This window comes from Bradyrhizobium sp. P5_C12, from assembly GCF_054049735.1.
The window spans coordinates 198773-212570 of sequence record NZ_JBFULU010000001.1 but is presented as its reverse complement, the minus strand read 5'-3'; the positions used below and the strand labels follow the sequence as shown (position 1 = coordinate 212570).

The 13798-nt window shown below is 65.5% G+C and carries 15 protein-coding genes; 4 read left to right on the top strand and 11 right to left on the bottom strand.

What is annotated here, in order from left to right:
• Window positions 1-10 precede the first annotated feature (10 nt).
• The gene (locus ACXJMY_RS01015) at window positions 11-442 is read left to right on the top strand and encodes a TfoX/Sxy family protein (RefSeq protein ID WP_456617448.1); all 432 of its coding nucleotides are present in this window, start codon (window positions 11-13) and stop codon (window positions 440-442) included.
• Here ACXJMY_RS01015 and ACXJMY_RS01010 read toward each other — a convergent pair.
• The 3 genes from ACXJMY_RS01010 to ACXJMY_RS01000 form a co-directional block, all read right to left on the bottom strand.
• Entirely contained in the window at window positions 396-902 is a 507-nt protein-coding gene (locus tag ACXJMY_RS01010; protein WP_456617447.1) for a GFA family protein, read from the bottom strand. The two genes, ACXJMY_RS01015 and ACXJMY_RS01010, sit on opposite strands and share 47 nt — an antisense overlap.
• Before the next feature lie 234 nt (window positions 903-1136).
• Window positions 1137-2264 (bottom strand): alkene reductase, encoded by a 1128-nt coding sequence (locus tag ACXJMY_RS01005; RefSeq protein WP_456617446.1) that lies wholly within the window; start codon window positions 2262-2264, stop codon window positions 1137-1139.
• A gap of 122 nt (window positions 2265-2386) precedes the next feature.
• Window positions 2387-3883, bottom strand: coding sequence for an aldehyde dehydrogenase family protein (locus ACXJMY_RS01000; RefSeq protein WP_456617445.1), 1497 nt, complete (start codon window positions 3881-3883; stop codon window positions 2387-2389).
• A 189-nt stretch (window positions 3884-4072) separates the two neighbouring features.
• Between ACXJMY_RS01000 and ACXJMY_RS00995 the strand changes: the two genes are divergently transcribed.
• Entirely contained in the window at window positions 4073-4918 is an 846-nt protein-coding gene (locus ACXJMY_RS00995; protein WP_456617444.1) for an SDR family NAD(P)-dependent oxidoreductase, read from the top strand.
• A 60-nt stretch (window positions 4919-4978) separates the two neighbouring features.
• On the opposite strand, the gene ACXJMY_RS00990 is transcribed toward ACXJMY_RS00995, so the two are convergent.
• The 8 genes from ACXJMY_RS00990 to ACXJMY_RS00955 all read right to left on the bottom strand — a co-directional run bounded on the left by ACXJMY_RS00990 (window position 4979) and on the right by ACXJMY_RS00955 (window position 11475).
• Window positions 4979-5185 carry a hypothetical protein gene (locus tag ACXJMY_RS00990; protein ID WP_456617443.1) on the bottom strand — a complete coding sequence of 69 codons (207 nt, stop codon included), beginning with the start codon at window positions 5183-5185 and terminating at the stop codon, window positions 4979-4981.
• Window positions 5186-5256: 71 nt separating this feature from the next.
• Window positions 5257-5670: a Rieske (2Fe-2S) protein gene (locus ACXJMY_RS00985; RefSeq protein ID WP_456617442.1), complete on the bottom strand. Its 414-nt coding sequence runs from the start codon at window positions 5668-5670 to the stop codon at window positions 5257-5259.
• 20 nt (window positions 5671-5690) lie between these two features.
• Window positions 5691-6803, bottom strand: coding sequence for an amidohydrolase family protein (locus tag ACXJMY_RS00980; protein WP_456617441.1), 1113 nt, complete (start codon window positions 6801-6803; stop codon window positions 5691-5693).
• 15 nt (window positions 6804-6818) lie between these two features.
• Window positions 6819-7883, bottom strand: a complete 1065-nt coding sequence (locus ACXJMY_RS00975) for an amidohydrolase family protein (protein WP_456617440.1) — start codon at window positions 7881-7883, stop codon at window positions 6819-6821.
• Window positions 7884-8023: 140 nt separating this feature from the next.
• A complete protein-coding gene (locus ACXJMY_RS00970; protein ID WP_456617439.1) occupies window positions 8024-9241 on the bottom strand; it encodes a hypothetical protein in 1218 nt (405 codons plus the stop codon).
• Complete coding sequence (locus tag ACXJMY_RS00965; protein ID WP_456617438.1) at window positions 9238-10263, bottom strand: hypothetical protein; 1026 nt, start codon at window positions 10261-10263, stop codon at window positions 9238-9240. Before ACXJMY_RS00965 ends, ACXJMY_RS00970 begins: the two co-directional genes overlap by 4 nt.
• A gap of 184 nt (window positions 10264-10447) precedes the next feature.
• Window positions 10448-10732 carry a YiaA/YiaB family inner membrane protein gene (locus tag ACXJMY_RS00960; protein WP_456617437.1) on the bottom strand — a complete coding sequence of 95 codons (285 nt, stop codon included), beginning with the start codon at window positions 10730-10732 and terminating at the stop codon, window positions 10448-10450.
• A gap of 47 nt (window positions 10733-10779) precedes the next feature.
• A complete protein-coding gene (locus ACXJMY_RS00955; RefSeq protein ID WP_456617436.1) occupies window positions 10780-11475 on the bottom strand; it encodes a PspA/IM30 family protein in 696 nt (231 codons plus the stop codon).
• 102 nt (window positions 11476-11577) lie between these two features.
• On the opposite strand from ACXJMY_RS00955, the gene ACXJMY_RS00950 reads away from it, so the two are divergent.
• Both ACXJMY_RS00950 and hydA read left to right on the top strand, forming a co-directional pair.
• Window positions 11578-12186 (top strand): TetR/AcrR family transcriptional regulator, encoded by a 609-nt coding sequence (locus tag ACXJMY_RS00950; protein WP_456617435.1) that lies wholly within the window; start codon window positions 11578-11580, stop codon window positions 12184-12186.
• A gap of 124 nt (window positions 12187-12310) precedes the next feature.
• On the top strand, window positions 12311-13765 hold the full coding sequence (hydA, locus tag ACXJMY_RS00945) for a dihydropyrimidinase (RefSeq protein WP_456617434.1): 1455 nt from the start codon (window positions 12311-12313) through the stop codon (window positions 13763-13765).
• The last annotated feature ends 33 nt before the right edge of the window (window positions 13766-13798 follow it).

Below are 13798 nucleotides of genomic sequence, written 5' to 3'. Positions count from 1 at the left end.
GGGAGACGCGATGGCCTATGACGAGAACACCGCGGCGCGGGTGCGCAAATTACTGGCGGGTCAGCGATACGTCGCGGAAAAGAAGATGATGGGCGGCCTCTGCTTCATGGTGAACAACACCATGTGCTGCACCGTGAGCGGGCGCGGCGGCATGCTGATCCGCGTCGGCCCAGACGCGCATGCACGCATGCTGCAAGAGCCGCACACGAGCCCGATGGAAATGCGCGGGCGCATCATGACCGGCTTTGTGCGGGTCGCGCCGGACGGCTATCAGAGCGATACTGAGCTGAAAAAATGGGTCAAGCGTGGGCTCGACTTCGTGGCGGCGAATACCGCGGGAGGCAAAGCGGCGCCGCGGAAGGCCGTTGCGGCGAAGACCAAGGTCGCCGCTAAGGCTAAGGCAGTTCCTCGCGGCCGAGCTCGAAAGGGTCTTCACCGCTAGCGCGCTTCTTCTTTTTGGAGCGCTGCCAGACCACGCCGGGAAAGCCCTTCAGCGGCACCAGCGGCTCGCCGGTATAGGCCCACTCCTGGAGCTCTTCGATGGCGATGTGATAGAGCGGCTGGCGGCCGGTGCGCTCCTTGAACAGGGCGCGCGGGATGTTGACCATGTGCGGGCCTCGCGGGCGCTCGTAGGCGATCGGCGTACCGCAATGTGCGCAGAAGCTGCGCGCGGTTTTGGTCGCCTTGTCCTCGTAGCGGGCGAGCGCAGTTTTTCCCGAAATGATGCGAAAGCGCTTCTTCCAGCTTCCGACATAGGTCGCATAAGCCGCGCCGTGAGCGCGGCGGCTGGCGGCGGAATGATCGTGCCAGGCCCAGCGCGCAGGGACGTCGATCTCGAAGGTAACCTTGCCGCAGAGGCATTGCCCGCTGGCAGTTCCTGCGGCGACTGCGGCTTTGGCCATGGTGGGTTTCTCTCCGTCGTCATTGCGAAGACGACAATACACGATTGTCATTCCGGGGCGCGACGCTCCCGGGCCGCGTTTCGCGCGGTCCCGTCGCGTCGCCCTGGAATGACGGAAGAAGCCGTAGCCCGGATGGAGCCCCGTAGCCCGGATGGAGCGAAGCGTAATCCGGGATCTCGCTTCGCGGCACGAAACCCGGATTTCGCTTCGCTCCATCCGGGCTACGAAGAACGCTTACGCCGGCGTCAGTTCGTCATACACCGGATAATCGGTATAGCCCTTCTCCTCACCGCCATAGAATGTCGCGCGGTTGTACGGCGTGATCGGGTAGTCGTGCTGGAGGCGGCGCGGCAAATCGGGATTGGAGATGAAGATGCGGCCGAAGGCGATGAGATCGGCTTGGCCATCGGCGATCGCCGCGTTGGCGGTCTCGCCGGTAAACCCACCGGCGGTCATCAGCACGCCGCTGTAGAGCGGACGGAACAGCACCATCGCCGACGGCACGTTCTGCCAGTTGACCTCGGCACGTCCCGACCCGCTGGATCGCGGCTCGATGAAATGCAGATAGGCGAGACCGAGCTTGTCGAGCGCCTTCACCACATGGGTGTAGAGCGGCATCGGATCGGGCTCGCCGGAATCATTGGCAATGCCGTGGGGCGACAGCCGCACGCCGACACGATTGGCGCCCCAGACGTCAATGGCAGCCTGCGTGACTTCCAGCAGCAGCCGCGCGCGGTTCTCGATTCCGCCGCCATATTGATCGGTGCGCTGGTTGCTGCGCGACTGCAAAAACTGCTCCAGCAGATAGCCGTTGGCGCCGTGGATCTCGACGCCGTCGAAACCGGCGGCAAGCGCGTTCTTCGCACCCTGCCGGAACGCCTCGACAATGCCCTTGACCTCGTCCGTCTCCAGCGCGCGCGGCGTCTCGTAGTCCGCGATCTTGCCGTCGGCCGTCATCGCCTTCATGCCTTCGGCCTTGATCGGTATGGCCGATGGCGCGACCGGCAGCGCGCCGCCATGGAAGGAGGAATGCGAGACGCGGCCGACATGCCAGAGCTGGAGGAAGATGATGCCGCCCTTGGCGTGCACGGCATCGACCGCCTTGCGCCAGCCTGCGACCTGAGCCTCCGAATAGATGCCGGGCGTTGCGGGGTTACCGCGCCCCGTGGACTGCACCGGCGAGGCTTCGGCGACGATCAGACCGCCTTGCGTCGCGCGCTGACCGTAATATTCGGCATTGAGCGGCCGCGGCGAAAAGCTGTCGCGCTCGGCGCGCATGCGCGTCAGCGGCGCCATCGCGACGCGATGCGCCAGCTTGTACGGACCGACCTGCAACGGTTTGAACAACGCCGGGAATTTCATGCTGGCCTCAAAGTGGCTATGGAAGGATGCGGATCATATAGCGAGGGGCGGTCACGGAAAAAGGTGCCGCCCCCGCAAAAGCAGTTATTCCCTCCCGCGGAACGCGCGGGAGGGAATGGGCCTTACGCCGTCTTGATCCAGACGGCCTTCACGTTGAGATATTCCTCGACGTGCTGCTTGCCGGATTCGCGGCCATAGCCGCTCATCTTGTAGCCGCCGAAGGGCATCGCCGGGTCCATCGCCTGGTAGCAGTTCACCCACACCGAGCCGGCACGCAGCGACTTTGCCACCGCATGCGCCTTGCTGACGTCGCGCGTCCACAGGCCGGAGCCGAGGCCGAACGTGGTTGCGTTGGCGCGCTTGACCAGCTCGTCCATGTCCTTGAAGGCAATCGCGGAGATGACGGGACCAAAGATCTCCTCCTGCGCGATGCGCATGTTGTCCTGGACATTGGCGAACACCGTCGGCGAGACGAAGAAGCCCTTCGACAGCGCGCCCTCGGTGACGCGGCCGCCGCCGGCGAGCGCCTTGGCGCCTTCCTTCTGGCCGATGTCGAGATAGCTGGTGACGCGCTCCAGCTGCTGTTCGGAGACCAGCGGGCCGATCTGGGTGTTGGGATCGAGGCCGTTGCCGACCTGCAGCTTCTTGCCGAACTCGGCGACGCGGCCGACGAACTCCTCGTAGATCGACTGCTCGACGAACAGCCGCGTGCCGGCGCTGCAGATCTGGCCGGAATTGGCAAACACCGCCATCGCGGCGCCCGGCACTGCCGCATCGAGATCGGCATCGGCGAACACGATGTCCGGCGACTTGCCGCCGAGCTCCAGGGAGACGCGCTTGAGGTTGCCGGCCGAGGCGCGGATGATCGACTGTCCCGTGACATGCGAGCCGGTGAAGGCGACCTTGTCGACATCGTGATGCGAGGCAAGGGCCGCGCCCGCGGTCTCGCCATAGCCGGGCACGACGTTGATGACGCCGGGCGGCACGCCCGCCTCCATCGCAAGCTCGGCGATGCGCAGCGAGGTCAGCGGCGCTTCTTCGGCCGGCTTCAGCACCACGGTGCAGCCGGTCGCGATCGCGGGGCCGATCTTCCAGATCGTCGCGGTGAGCGGACCGTTCCAGGGAATGATGGCTCCGACGACACCGACCGGCTCCTTCAGCGTGTAGGAGAAGATCTCGCCCGGCAGCGAGTTCTCGACGGTCTCGCCGTGGATCGCGGTGGTCTGGCCGGCGTAATAGCGCAGCATGCCGATGGCGCGCAGGCGGTAGGCGCGGGTGCGGCTGAGCGGCGCGCCCATGTCGAGCGTGTCGAGCTGCGACAATTCGTCGAAATTCTTCTCGACGAGGTCGGCGAGCTTCAAAAGCAGGTTCTGCCGTTCGAACGGCTTGACCTTGCTCCAGGGGCCTTCGAAGGCGCGGCGGGCGGCGGCAACGGCGCGGTCGATGTCTTCCTTGTCGCCTTCGGCAACGGTTGCGAGCAGCTCGCCGGTGGCGGGATTGTGGGTCTCGAAGCGCTTTCCGGAAGCAGCATCGACCCACTTCCCGTCGATCAGCATCTGCTTGTAGGACCCGTTGGCGAACGGATGGCGCGTGATCGGAATAGCCTGCGACACAGCCATGGCTGCACTCCCTGTCAGGTGATTGATTGGTTCGATCTGGGCGGGATCGTTAAGTCGAAGAGAATACAGCGGTGGCGGAGAGGCGTAAAGGCGGCCTGGAACGAAGACCTCCCATGCCGACTTGTGCAGGGTCGCGCGAGCGCCATGTTATAGCTCGACCGAGTGCAACGCCCTCCCCGGAGACGATCCATGCCACACCCCGCCATCATCAAGGACAATGTCGCTGTGATCACGGGTGGCGCGTCCGGCATTGGCTTTGCCGCCGCCATGTCCTTCGCCCGCGCCGGGATGAAAGTGTGCATCGCCGACGTCGATCAGGCCAGGCTGGCGGAGGCCGCAACAAAACTGTCATCTGTTGCGGTTGCCACACATGTGACAACGTTCGCCGTCGATGTCAGCAGGGCGGAGAGCGTCGCGGAACTGGAGCGCGCGGTGCGCGAGCGCTTCGGCGGCACCGATATCCTCATGAACAATGCCGGCATCCAGCCCGGCAGCACGCTGTTCGGCGAACCCGACAATTGGCAGCGCATCATCGGCGTCAACATGTGGGGCATCATCAACGGCTCGCGGATTTTCGCACCCAGCATGATCGCGCGCGGCAAGGCCGGCCTCATCATCAACACCGGCTCGAAGCAGGGCATCACCACCCCGCCCGGCGATCCCGCCTACAACGTCTCCAAGGCCGGCGTGAAGGCTTTTACGGAAGCGCTCCAGCATGAGCTGCGCAACACGGAAGGCTGCCACATCACGGCGCATCTGCTCATTCCCGGCTTCGTCTTCACGGAACTCACCGCCAAGGGCCGCACCGAAAAGCCGGCCGGCGCCTGGACGCCCGCGCAGACCGTCGATTTCATGCTGACGCGGCTGGAGGCCGGCGATTTCTACATCCTGTGCCCGGACAACGACGTGCCGCGCGCGCTCGACGAAAAGCGCATGCTGTGGGCCGCCGGCGACATCGTCGAGAACCGGCCGCCGCTGTCGCGCTGGCATCCGGACTATGCGGACGCGTTCGCGAAGTTCGTGAAGGGGGAGTAGGCGAGCACCGCTCTCTCACTCCCTCTCCCCGTCCTTACGGGGGAGAGGTGAGGAAACAGTCTACAGCGTTTCCTGCTTGTGCCCACACTGCTTGCAGGCGAACTTGACGCGGGTCTGGCCCTTCGGCGCCTGCACCCGGTTTGGCGCGCCGCACTTGCCGCAGACGGCCTCGATGCGGGTATCGCCCTGCTTCACGACGATGGACTTCTTTTCCATCGATTCGCGGATCAGGCGCTCGGCCTCCTCTCGCAGGGATTGTTTGGACAAAGCTCATCTCCGGCATGAATGCGGGCGAGGCTTATCGCACCTGCGCCGAAATCACAATCCGAAACGGCCGCTCACACCTCGACAATCACGTAGCTGTCCTCGACATGCACCGGAAAGGTCTCGGCGACATACGGGCCCTTCTGCAACGCGTCGCCGCGTTCCACCGCGACCGGATAGGACCGGATCTTGACCCGTTTCGGGTCGAACCAGGACTGACCGTTGCGCATGTCGAACTCCCAGCCGTGCCAGGGACAGCGCAGCATCTCGCCGACGCGCGATCGCTGATAGATGCCGGGCTCGGGCGAGGTCAGCCGCGCCACGCAGGCGGCCTTTTCGAGCGGGGCGCCCCCGTGCGGGCAGCGGTTCAGCAGCGCAAAGAACTCGCCGTTGACATGGAACACGACGATGTCGCGCCCGGCGATATCGACGACCTTGTTGCCGCCGGGCGGGATCTCCGAGATGGAGGCGACGATGTGACGGGCCATATCGCTTCAGAACCCCCGGATCAGAGCTTGTAGACCGCGCGGGCGTTGGTGCTGAAGATCTTCTTCCGCTCGGCTTCCGTCAGCGGCGTCTTGAAGGCAAAGCGCGGATCGTCGAAATCCCAGTGCGGATAGTCCGACGAGAACAGCAGGCGGTCGATGCCGACCCATTCGATCAGCGAGCGCAGGTGCCGCGCCTCGTCGGGCTCGTCGATCGGCTGCGTCGTGAACCAGAAGCTTTCGCGGACATATTCCGACGGTTTTCGCTTGAGATTCGGCACCTCGCTGCGGAAGCGCTCGAAATGCTGGTCCATCCGCCACACCGCAGACGGGATCCAGCCGAAGCCACCCTCGATGAAGACGAACTTCAGCTTCGGAAAGCGCTCCGGCACGCCCTCGATGACCAGGCTCGCAAGCTGCGCCGCGATGGTATGTGCGTTGGACTGGTGCTCCTCGACATAATAGGACGGCCAGCCGCCGCCGGTCGGCGCATGGCCGCCATAGCCGCCGACATGGATGCCGAGCGGCAAGTCCAGTGCCTGCGCGCGCTCATAGATCGGCCAGTAACGGCGGCGGCCGAGCGGCTCATTGGCGCGCGGCGAGACGTTGATCTGGATGTACTCGCCGATTTTGGCGCAGCGCTCGATCTCGGCGATGGCAAGCTCGTTGCCGTCCTGCCCGACCAGGATCGAGGCCTTCAAGCGCGGATCGCGGTGCGACCAGAACGCCAGCTGCCAGTCGTTGATGGCACGCTGGATCGCGGCACCGAACTCGAGGTTCTGCTGCGAGAAGATGAAGAGATCCAGCACCTGCAGAATCCCGAACTCGACGTCGAGCGGATCGAGATGCTGCTTGCGCATGAAATCGAGGTCCGAGCCGGGCGGGCCGCCGGTCGGCGGCCAGGCATCGCGGCGCGCGATCAGCGGCGAGGAGCGCGGATAGGGCGTGGTGAAGAGATAGGGCGTGCGCAGATGGCTGCCATATTCCTTCAGATGCTGCTGCCAGCGCTTTGGCAGGAACTCGTTGAGATCGTCGGTCGAGCGCAGGCTCGGATGGACATCACAATCGACGATACGCAGCCGCGTCTCGGCAGGCTTCTCGTCGTCGCGCAGCGGGCGGTCGATGACGTCACTCATGCGAAACCTCCGGAATCAGTTGGCAAGCGACAGCCGCGGAAACGTCTCCAGCGGATTGTCGACGCACATTTTCGATATCAGGCTCTTCGGCAGGTTCGGCGGGATCGGATCGTCGCCGTCGAACTGCCAGTGCGGATAATCGGACGCGAACAGGAACATCTTGTCGGAGCCGATCTGGTCGATGATCTCCTCGACGCTCTTCGCATCGCCCGGCGCGTCGAACGGCTGCATGGTGACGCGGAAATTGTCGCGGATGATCGCGGCCGGCTCGCGCTCGACCCAGGGCACCTCGACGCGCACGCCGCGCCAGGTCTTGTTGGCGCGCCACATGAAGGCCGGCAGCCAGCTCACGCCGGACTCCATCAGCACGACCTTGAGGTTTGGATATTTGCCGAACACGCCCTCATAGATCAGGCTCAGGATCTGCGCCTGAAACGCCTGCGCCTCGACGAAGTAATATTCGTAGCGGTGCGACGGCCAGCCGGCCGAGCTCGGCGCCTGGCGATATTGCGTGCCGGCGTGGATCGCGAGCGGCAGCTGGTATTTCTCCGCGAGCTGATAGACCGGCCAGAAGTGCCGCCGTCCCAGCAGCGTCTCGCCCTGCGCCAGCACCAGGATGGAGACGAAGCGGTTGTCGCCGGCGCGGCGCTCGATCTCCTCGATCGCCAGATCCGGCGCCTGCATCGGCACCACGATCGAGGCCCGCAGCCGGGAATCGCGCGCCAGCCATTCGGCAGCGATCCAGTCGTTGATGGCCTTGCAGAAGTCCGCCGCCATGTAGGCGTCGAAGACGGCCTGCGCACCGTAGAGCACGTTGAGGATGGCGTGACTTGCGCCCAACTGCTCGAACGCGCCCTTCTGCACCATGGCGAGATCGGAGCCCGGCTTGGCGCCATTGGCCGGCCGCCAGTCGGCGCGACCCGAAAGCGGCATGCTGGGCGGATAGGAGGTGAGATCGAGCCCGTCGATGGCGCGGCTCACCACCTGCTCTTTCCAGTGATCGCTGAGATAGGGCAACAGCGTCGTGCGCGTGCCGCCAACCGCCGGGTGGATGTCGCAGTCGATCCGCGTCACCGCCATGGATGCTTCCTCGGGCCGTCTTTATTGGCGGCGTTCTTTGCGCCGCTTGTTCAGAGTGCTCCGGGTGGGACCGGCGCGCAAGAGCGCACGCCCGCGCGTTCCGTCATGGCTCGGTTGCATTTCGCAGACGCAATATGATGTCAGGCGGGCGCGCGGCTCGGCGCGCCGGCGTCCGCCATGATCAGGATCCGCTGCACCAGCGCAATCGCGGTCTCGGTGGCGGGATCGGCAGAGATCACGGGGACGGCAAGCACGAGAATGTCGACCGGGTCCTGCGAGAGCACGACGAGATGCGTCGCGTTGCCGGCCGCCATCAGCGACATCAGCCGCTCCACGGCCGGATCGCCCGGTAGGTGTCCCCACGGCGCATCCGACCGCCGCAGCACGCGGTGCGTCGCGAGGCGGTTGCGCAACAGGAGAGGATCGTAGGCCGCAAGGTCATCCTCGCGGTAGCGCTGCGCGCTCTCGAACAGCGGATGACGCAACAATTCCGCGATGAGCTGGTCGCGCCCGGTCGCCGGCGAGATCGCGACCGAGCTCAGCACGCCCGGTGCGCGGGATTCCAGAGTGGCCCGCAACGTGTCGGTCATCAGGCCGATGGTCAGCACGCCCGAGACGGCAATGGCACAGAAGCGCGCAATCTGGGCTGCATCGACATCGGCGGCGACGAAGGAAGCGGCGAGACCGAGCAGGGCCGAACTCGCCAGCCGCAACACCGTGAGCAGGACGCCGTGCCAGCGTGCTTCGCCGCTGCTGCCGGCGATCAGGACAGCGGTGACGACGAGCAGCGCGCCGAGCGCGCCAAGCCTGACCGGCATATCCGGCATCAGCGCCCCGAAATCGGTGACGATGAAGGGCAGCACGATGATCGCGCCGACCGTCATGCGATCGATGCTGCGGTTCTCGGAGGCCATCAGCGACTGGCGGTCGCGCGTTGCGAGCATGAACGCGCAAGCCGCGAACCCACTGAGCAGGAACAGCGCCAGCGCGACGGCATAGGGCATGTCGAAATGCCCGAGCCCGAGCGCACCGCCGATGCCGAGCACGACGGCGCCGGTGATCACCGCCAGCTTGATGGCGCGGGGCGCGTGCCGCCTCAGCATCCCCTCGGTCACGATCAGCGCACCGAAGGGAATGGCGGCGGCAGCAATCACCGAGAGGTCGTCGAGCAGGCTGCTTCCGGTCAGCCACGCCGTGCTGCGCATCAGGAAGAGCAGCGCGACGATGCCGAGTGCGATCATCAGGCGTCCGGTCAGCGGGCTGCGCGCATCGCGGCGATAGAGCGCGAGCATGGCGACGCCGAGCCCGATCGCGCCGCAGAGATTGACGATCGCATTGGCAATGACCGCCGAATTCATCGGCTGCTCTCCCGCCGGGGCCGCAACGTGCCGAAGCTCCTGCTGTCGTCGAGCCAATACACAACCGGCAGCACCAGCCGTTGCAATCCGAGGATCACGGATGCGACGAACAGGCCGGGCAGCGAGCGGTGCGGCACCTGCTCGAACAGATAGCTGCGCGCAGCCGCAAGATCGACCCGGCCGATCTGGATGAAATCATCGCCGCGGTCGTAGTTCAGCTCGCGGGCGCAGAACTCGCCATACTGCGCGTCGCGATGCTGCGGCGCTTCGGCAAACGTCTTCTTCAGCGCATCGGAGCCCCCGGTATAGGCATCGGTGATCACGAAGCGGCTCTCGTCGAAGCCGGCATCGCTGCCGACGCCAAACACGCTCCGATGCCGTTGCATGATGCCGCGGGCAAGCTGGAGATGGGCAAAGCTCTGCCGCGCCTCGGGGCGCGGCGACGGATAGACGTCGGAAAAGGTCTCGCTGACCATGCCGACCACCGAGGGCACCTGGGTGACGTTGGAGATCCAGCGCGGGCGCAGTCCGTCGCGCAGGAACAGCACCAGTGTGGTCAAGCCATAAAGCACCCACGACAGCCCCTGCCCGCGCGCATCGGGATCGACCATGACGAGCCCGAGATGGGTGACGTCGACGGGCACGCCGTCGAGCTCGACCTGCATCACCGACAGGGCGTTGAACGCGATCGGGCGCCCCGTGTCCTCCTCGGAGATCAGCGTGACAATGGCGCGGGAGAGGCGTTCGCGCTCGCCCGAGAAGATGCCGTAGGTGAGCTCGTCGGCCGGCAAGGTCTTGGCCGCGACCGTGCGGAGCTGCGCGACCAACCGCTCGAGTTCGTCCTGCGGCAGCGACAGGCCCGGGCTTTCAACGATCCGGGTCACATGACCGGGATGGGTCCGCAGGCTGAGATCGATGGTCGGCTGCGCGAAGGCCTTGAACCAGAACGCCGCGTAGCCGCGCAGCCGTCCGGCGGACTCGCGCAGATGTTGCCAGCTTCGTTCGTTCCCAGCGTCTGCCATGCCCGCCTGCCCGTGATCCGGACGGTTTTCGCGCGAGGCCATTAAGGAGCGATGAGTACCATTTTTTGTGACGGTTGCAGGGTAAAGGATACGTTGCGCCGGTCGCGGCAAATGGCTGGACGTGCGTCGGGCGGCGGATGCTCTGACATCCGCCGCCCCACGGTCCGGTCGGACTGGCGCGATATTACGCCGCCCGCGGGCCGCGTTCGACTTCCATGAGCAGGCGTTCGGCCTTGGCGTCTTCGATGCGGTTCACCAGGCGGTTGCTCTCGTGATTGTCACGCATCGTCTTGGTCATGGTGATGCAGGACTGCACCAGCATCAGAAAGCCCATGGCGAGGTAGCCTTTGATCGAGAGATCGAGCGGCAGGAAGAAGATGCCGAGGCCGACCATGAAGGCGGACGCGGCGAACGAAACGTAAGTGAAGGTGATCCAGGCGGGGCTGTGGAGCGGGGTGGTCGGGTTCATGATGGTCTCCTGTTGCTTGAGGTAGTGGCGAATGATCATCGTTGGAGTCAGTCAGTCGGCGTGCGCTTGGACTTCAACCGCGCCAGCACGTCGTCCGCGGTTGTCTTGAGCCGGGGGCCGAAGCCCTGCTCGGCGAGTTTCTCGGCGGTGGCGAGCGGACCCGTGGCCGCATCGAGCTCGACCAGCGCATCGTCTGCGGCCTGGGCTTCGATCTGCCGGTCGCGCAGGCGCTTCAGCGTGTTCTCCGCATCCGGCAGCGTGGATTCGTAAGGACGGGCCGCCTCGATGCCGCTGCGGCGTAGCGAACGCACCGCTTCCGAGGCGCGGGCGACGCGGCGGCCGCGATCGAGCTCGGTGATACGGGCCTGCGCGCTTGCGACGTGCCGCTTCAGCCGGGCGATCTCGGTCGCGAACAGCGCGCGCGCCGTCATCGCCGCGTCACGGTCAGCCTCGAGGCCGGCGATGGCCTCGGCGGCGTCCTTGGCGAGATCCTCGCGTCCGCCGTCGAGCGCCGCAACGGCCCGGGTCTCGAGATCGGCGATGCGCGCGCAGGTGGCCTCGAGCTTGCGGCCCTCCTGCTGGTCCTGGGCGATCGCCAGGGCCAGCGTCCGCTTGCTGCGCTCGACGGCGGCGGCGGCGTCGCGCATCTGCTGATCGAGGATCAGAAGTGCGGTTCGGTCTTCCAGCTCCTCGCCGGCGGCCGCCACGCTGCCGCGGAAGAGTGTCACTACGGTCTTGAACATTGCCTGCTCCCTGTTATGAGCATTGCTCACAGGCGCTTTGTAGCATATCTTGAGCATTGCTCAAGATAAATTTGAGCGACGCTCATGAATTATGGTTAACAAATGTCTAAAGCCTTGGAACGTCGAGAGAAACTTCGGATCGACCTGATCCTGGCGGCGGAGCGGATGATCGCCGAGCGGGGATTGGCCGGCCTGAAAACCCGGGATCTTGCCCGCGAGATCGGCTGCGCCAATGGCGCGGTCTACAATCTCGTCGCCGATGTGGACGAGCTGATCCTGCGGGTCGGATCGCGAACGCTGCTTCGGCTCGACGAGGCGCTCAGCGCAGCGGAGAGCACGGGCGCCCCCTCGCCGCAGGAGACGCTGGTCCGCATCGCCATCGCCTATTGCGACTTCGCCGCCGAACATCTCGAACTCTGGCGCGCGCTGTTCGAGCACCGCATGGAGCGCGGCAAGGCCGTGCCCGACTGGGCGATCAGCGAGCAGATGGAGCTGTTCGGCCACATCTACCGGCCGCTTGCCTCACTGTTTCCCAAGCGCAGTCCGGAACAGCTCGGCATCACCGCGCGCAGCCTGTTCTCGGCGGTGCACGGCATGGTGGCGCTCGGACTGGAGCAGAAGCTGGTCGCAGTTCCGCTGCCGGCGCTGCGACATGAGATCGCCGGCCTTGTCCGCGCGATGCTGGACGGGCTGGTCGCGCGCACAGGGTAGATTCCGGTCACTGCGAGAGGACGAAGCGAATCGGCCGGCAACGGCTGACTAAAATTTCGCCTGTCGCATCGCGGCTACCACGCTTAGCTTTCGCGGCGTCCAGCCCTCTCCCCGGAGTCCCCCCATGCCCCTCCTCATCCGCGGCGGCACCGTCGTCAATCATGATCATTCGCGCCGTGCGGACGTGCTGATCGACGGCGACACCATTGTCGCGGTCGGCGCATCGATCGAGGCCCCCACGGGCACGGAGATCGTCGATGCCGGCGGCGCCTACGTCATCCCCGGCGGGATCGATCCGCATACGCATCTCGAAATGCCGTTCATGGGCACCGTCACCGCCGACGATTTCGAATCGGGAACGAAGGCGGCGCTCGTCGGCGGCACCACCATGGTGGTGGATTTCTGCCTGCCCGATCCCGGCCAGTCGATGCTCGCGGCCTATCAGGAGTGGCGGCACAAATCCGAGAAGGCGGCCTCCGACTACGGCTTCCACATGGCGGTGACGTCGTGGTCGAAGCAGATCTATGACGAGATGGAGACCGTGGTCAAAACCTACGGCATCAACACCTTCAAGCATTTCATGGCCTACAAGGGCGCACTGATGGTGAACGATGACGAGCTCTATAATTCCTTCGCGCGCTGCGCCCATCTCGGCGCCATGCCGGTGGTGCATGCGGAGAATGGCGACGTCGTCGCCCTGATGCAGGAGGCGCTGATCGCGCGCGGCGTCACCGGCCCCGAGGGCCACGCTTATTCGCGGCCGCCGGAGGTCGAGGGCGAAGCCACCAACCGCGCCATCATGATCGCGGACATGACGGGCACGCCGGTCTACATCGTGCACACCAGTTGCCGCGAGGCGCATGAGGCTATTGCGCGGGCGCGCGCCGCCGGAAAGCGCGTCTATGGCGAGCCGCTGATCCAGCATCTCTTGCTCGACGCCGGCGAGTATCAGAACAAGGACTGGAATCATTCCGCGCAGCGGGTGATGTCGCCGCCGTTCCGCGACAGATCCCACCAGGACAGCCTGTGGGCCGGCCTGCAATCCGGCTCGCTCCAGGTGGTCGCAACCGACCACTGCGCCTTCACGACCGAGCAGAAGCGGTTCGGACTCGGCGACTTCAGGAAGATCCCGAACGGCACCGGCGGCCTGGAAGATCGCCTTGCGCTGCTGTGGACCGCCGGCGTCGCCACGGGACGGCTGACGAAGGAAGAATTCGTCGCGGTGACCTCGGCCAACATCGCCCGCATCCTCAACATCTATCCGCGCAAGGGCGCGGTCGCCCTGGGCTCGGATGCCGATATCGTGGTGTGGGATCCCAAGGCAACCAAGACCATCAGCGCGAAGCGGCAGATGAGCCGGATCGATTACAACGTGTTCGAAGGCTTTGCCTGCACCGGCGGACCCGCAGCGACGCTGTCGCGCGGCCGCATCGTATGGAAGGCTGGCGATCTGCGCGCCGAAGCCGGCGACGGCCGCTATGTCGAGCGTCCCGCGTTCTCACCGGTACATGTGGCGAATTCCACCTGGAAGGAGCTGACTGCGCCGCGCGCGGTCAGCCGTGGCGCAGTCACACCCTGAGAACGCAGTCCGTGCGGGATGCGACGCCATGAA

Coding starts and splice junctions, on each gene's coding strand:
- ACXJMY_RS01015 (WP_456617448.1), top strand. CDS start 11: ATGGCCTATGACGAGAACACCGCGGCGCGGGTGCGCAAATTACTGGCG.
- ACXJMY_RS01010 (WP_456617447.1), bottom strand. CDS start 902: ATGGCCAAAGCCGCAGTCGCCGCAGGAACTGCCAGCGGGCAATGCCTC.
- ACXJMY_RS01005 (WP_456617446.1), bottom strand. CDS start 2,264: ATGAAATTCCCGGCGTTGTTCAAACCGTTGCAGGTCGGTCCGTACAAG.
- ACXJMY_RS01000 (WP_456617445.1), bottom strand. CDS start 3,883: ATGGCTGTGTCGCAGGCTATTCCGATCACGCGCCATCCGTTCGCCAAC.
- ACXJMY_RS00995 (WP_456617444.1), top strand. CDS start 4,073: ATGCCACACCCCGCCATCATCAAGGACAATGTCGCTGTGATCACGGGT.
- ACXJMY_RS00985 (WP_456617442.1), bottom strand. CDS start 5,670: ATGGCCCGTCACATCGTCGCCTCCATCTCGGAGATCCCGCCCGGCGGC.
- ACXJMY_RS00980 (WP_456617441.1), bottom strand. CDS start 6,803: ATGAGTGACGTCATCGACCGCCCGCTGCGCGACGACGAGAAGCCTGCC.
- ACXJMY_RS00975 (WP_456617440.1), bottom strand. CDS start 7,883: ATGGCGGTGACGCGGATCGACTGCGACATCCACCCGGCGGTTGGCGGC.
- ACXJMY_RS00970 (WP_456617439.1), bottom strand. CDS start 9,241: ATGAATTCGGCGGTCATTGCCAATGCGATCGTCAATCTCTGCGGCGCG.
- ACXJMY_RS00965 (WP_456617438.1), bottom strand. CDS start 10,263: ATGGCAGACGCTGGGAACGAACGAAGCTGGCAACATCTGCGCGAGTCC.
- ACXJMY_RS00960 (WP_456617437.1), bottom strand. CDS start 10,732: ATGAACCCGACCACCCCGCTCCACAGCCCCGCCTGGATCACCTTCACT.
- ACXJMY_RS00955 (WP_456617436.1), bottom strand. CDS start 11,475: ATGTTCAAGACCGTAGTGACACTCTTCCGCGGCAGCGTGGCGGCCGCC.
- ACXJMY_RS00950 (WP_456617435.1), top strand. CDS start 11,578: ATGTCTAAAGCCTTGGAACGTCGAGAGAAACTTCGGATCGACCTGATC.
- hydA (WP_456617434.1), top strand. CDS start 12,311: ATGCCCCTCCTCATCCGCGGCGGCACCGTCGTCAATCATGATCATTCG.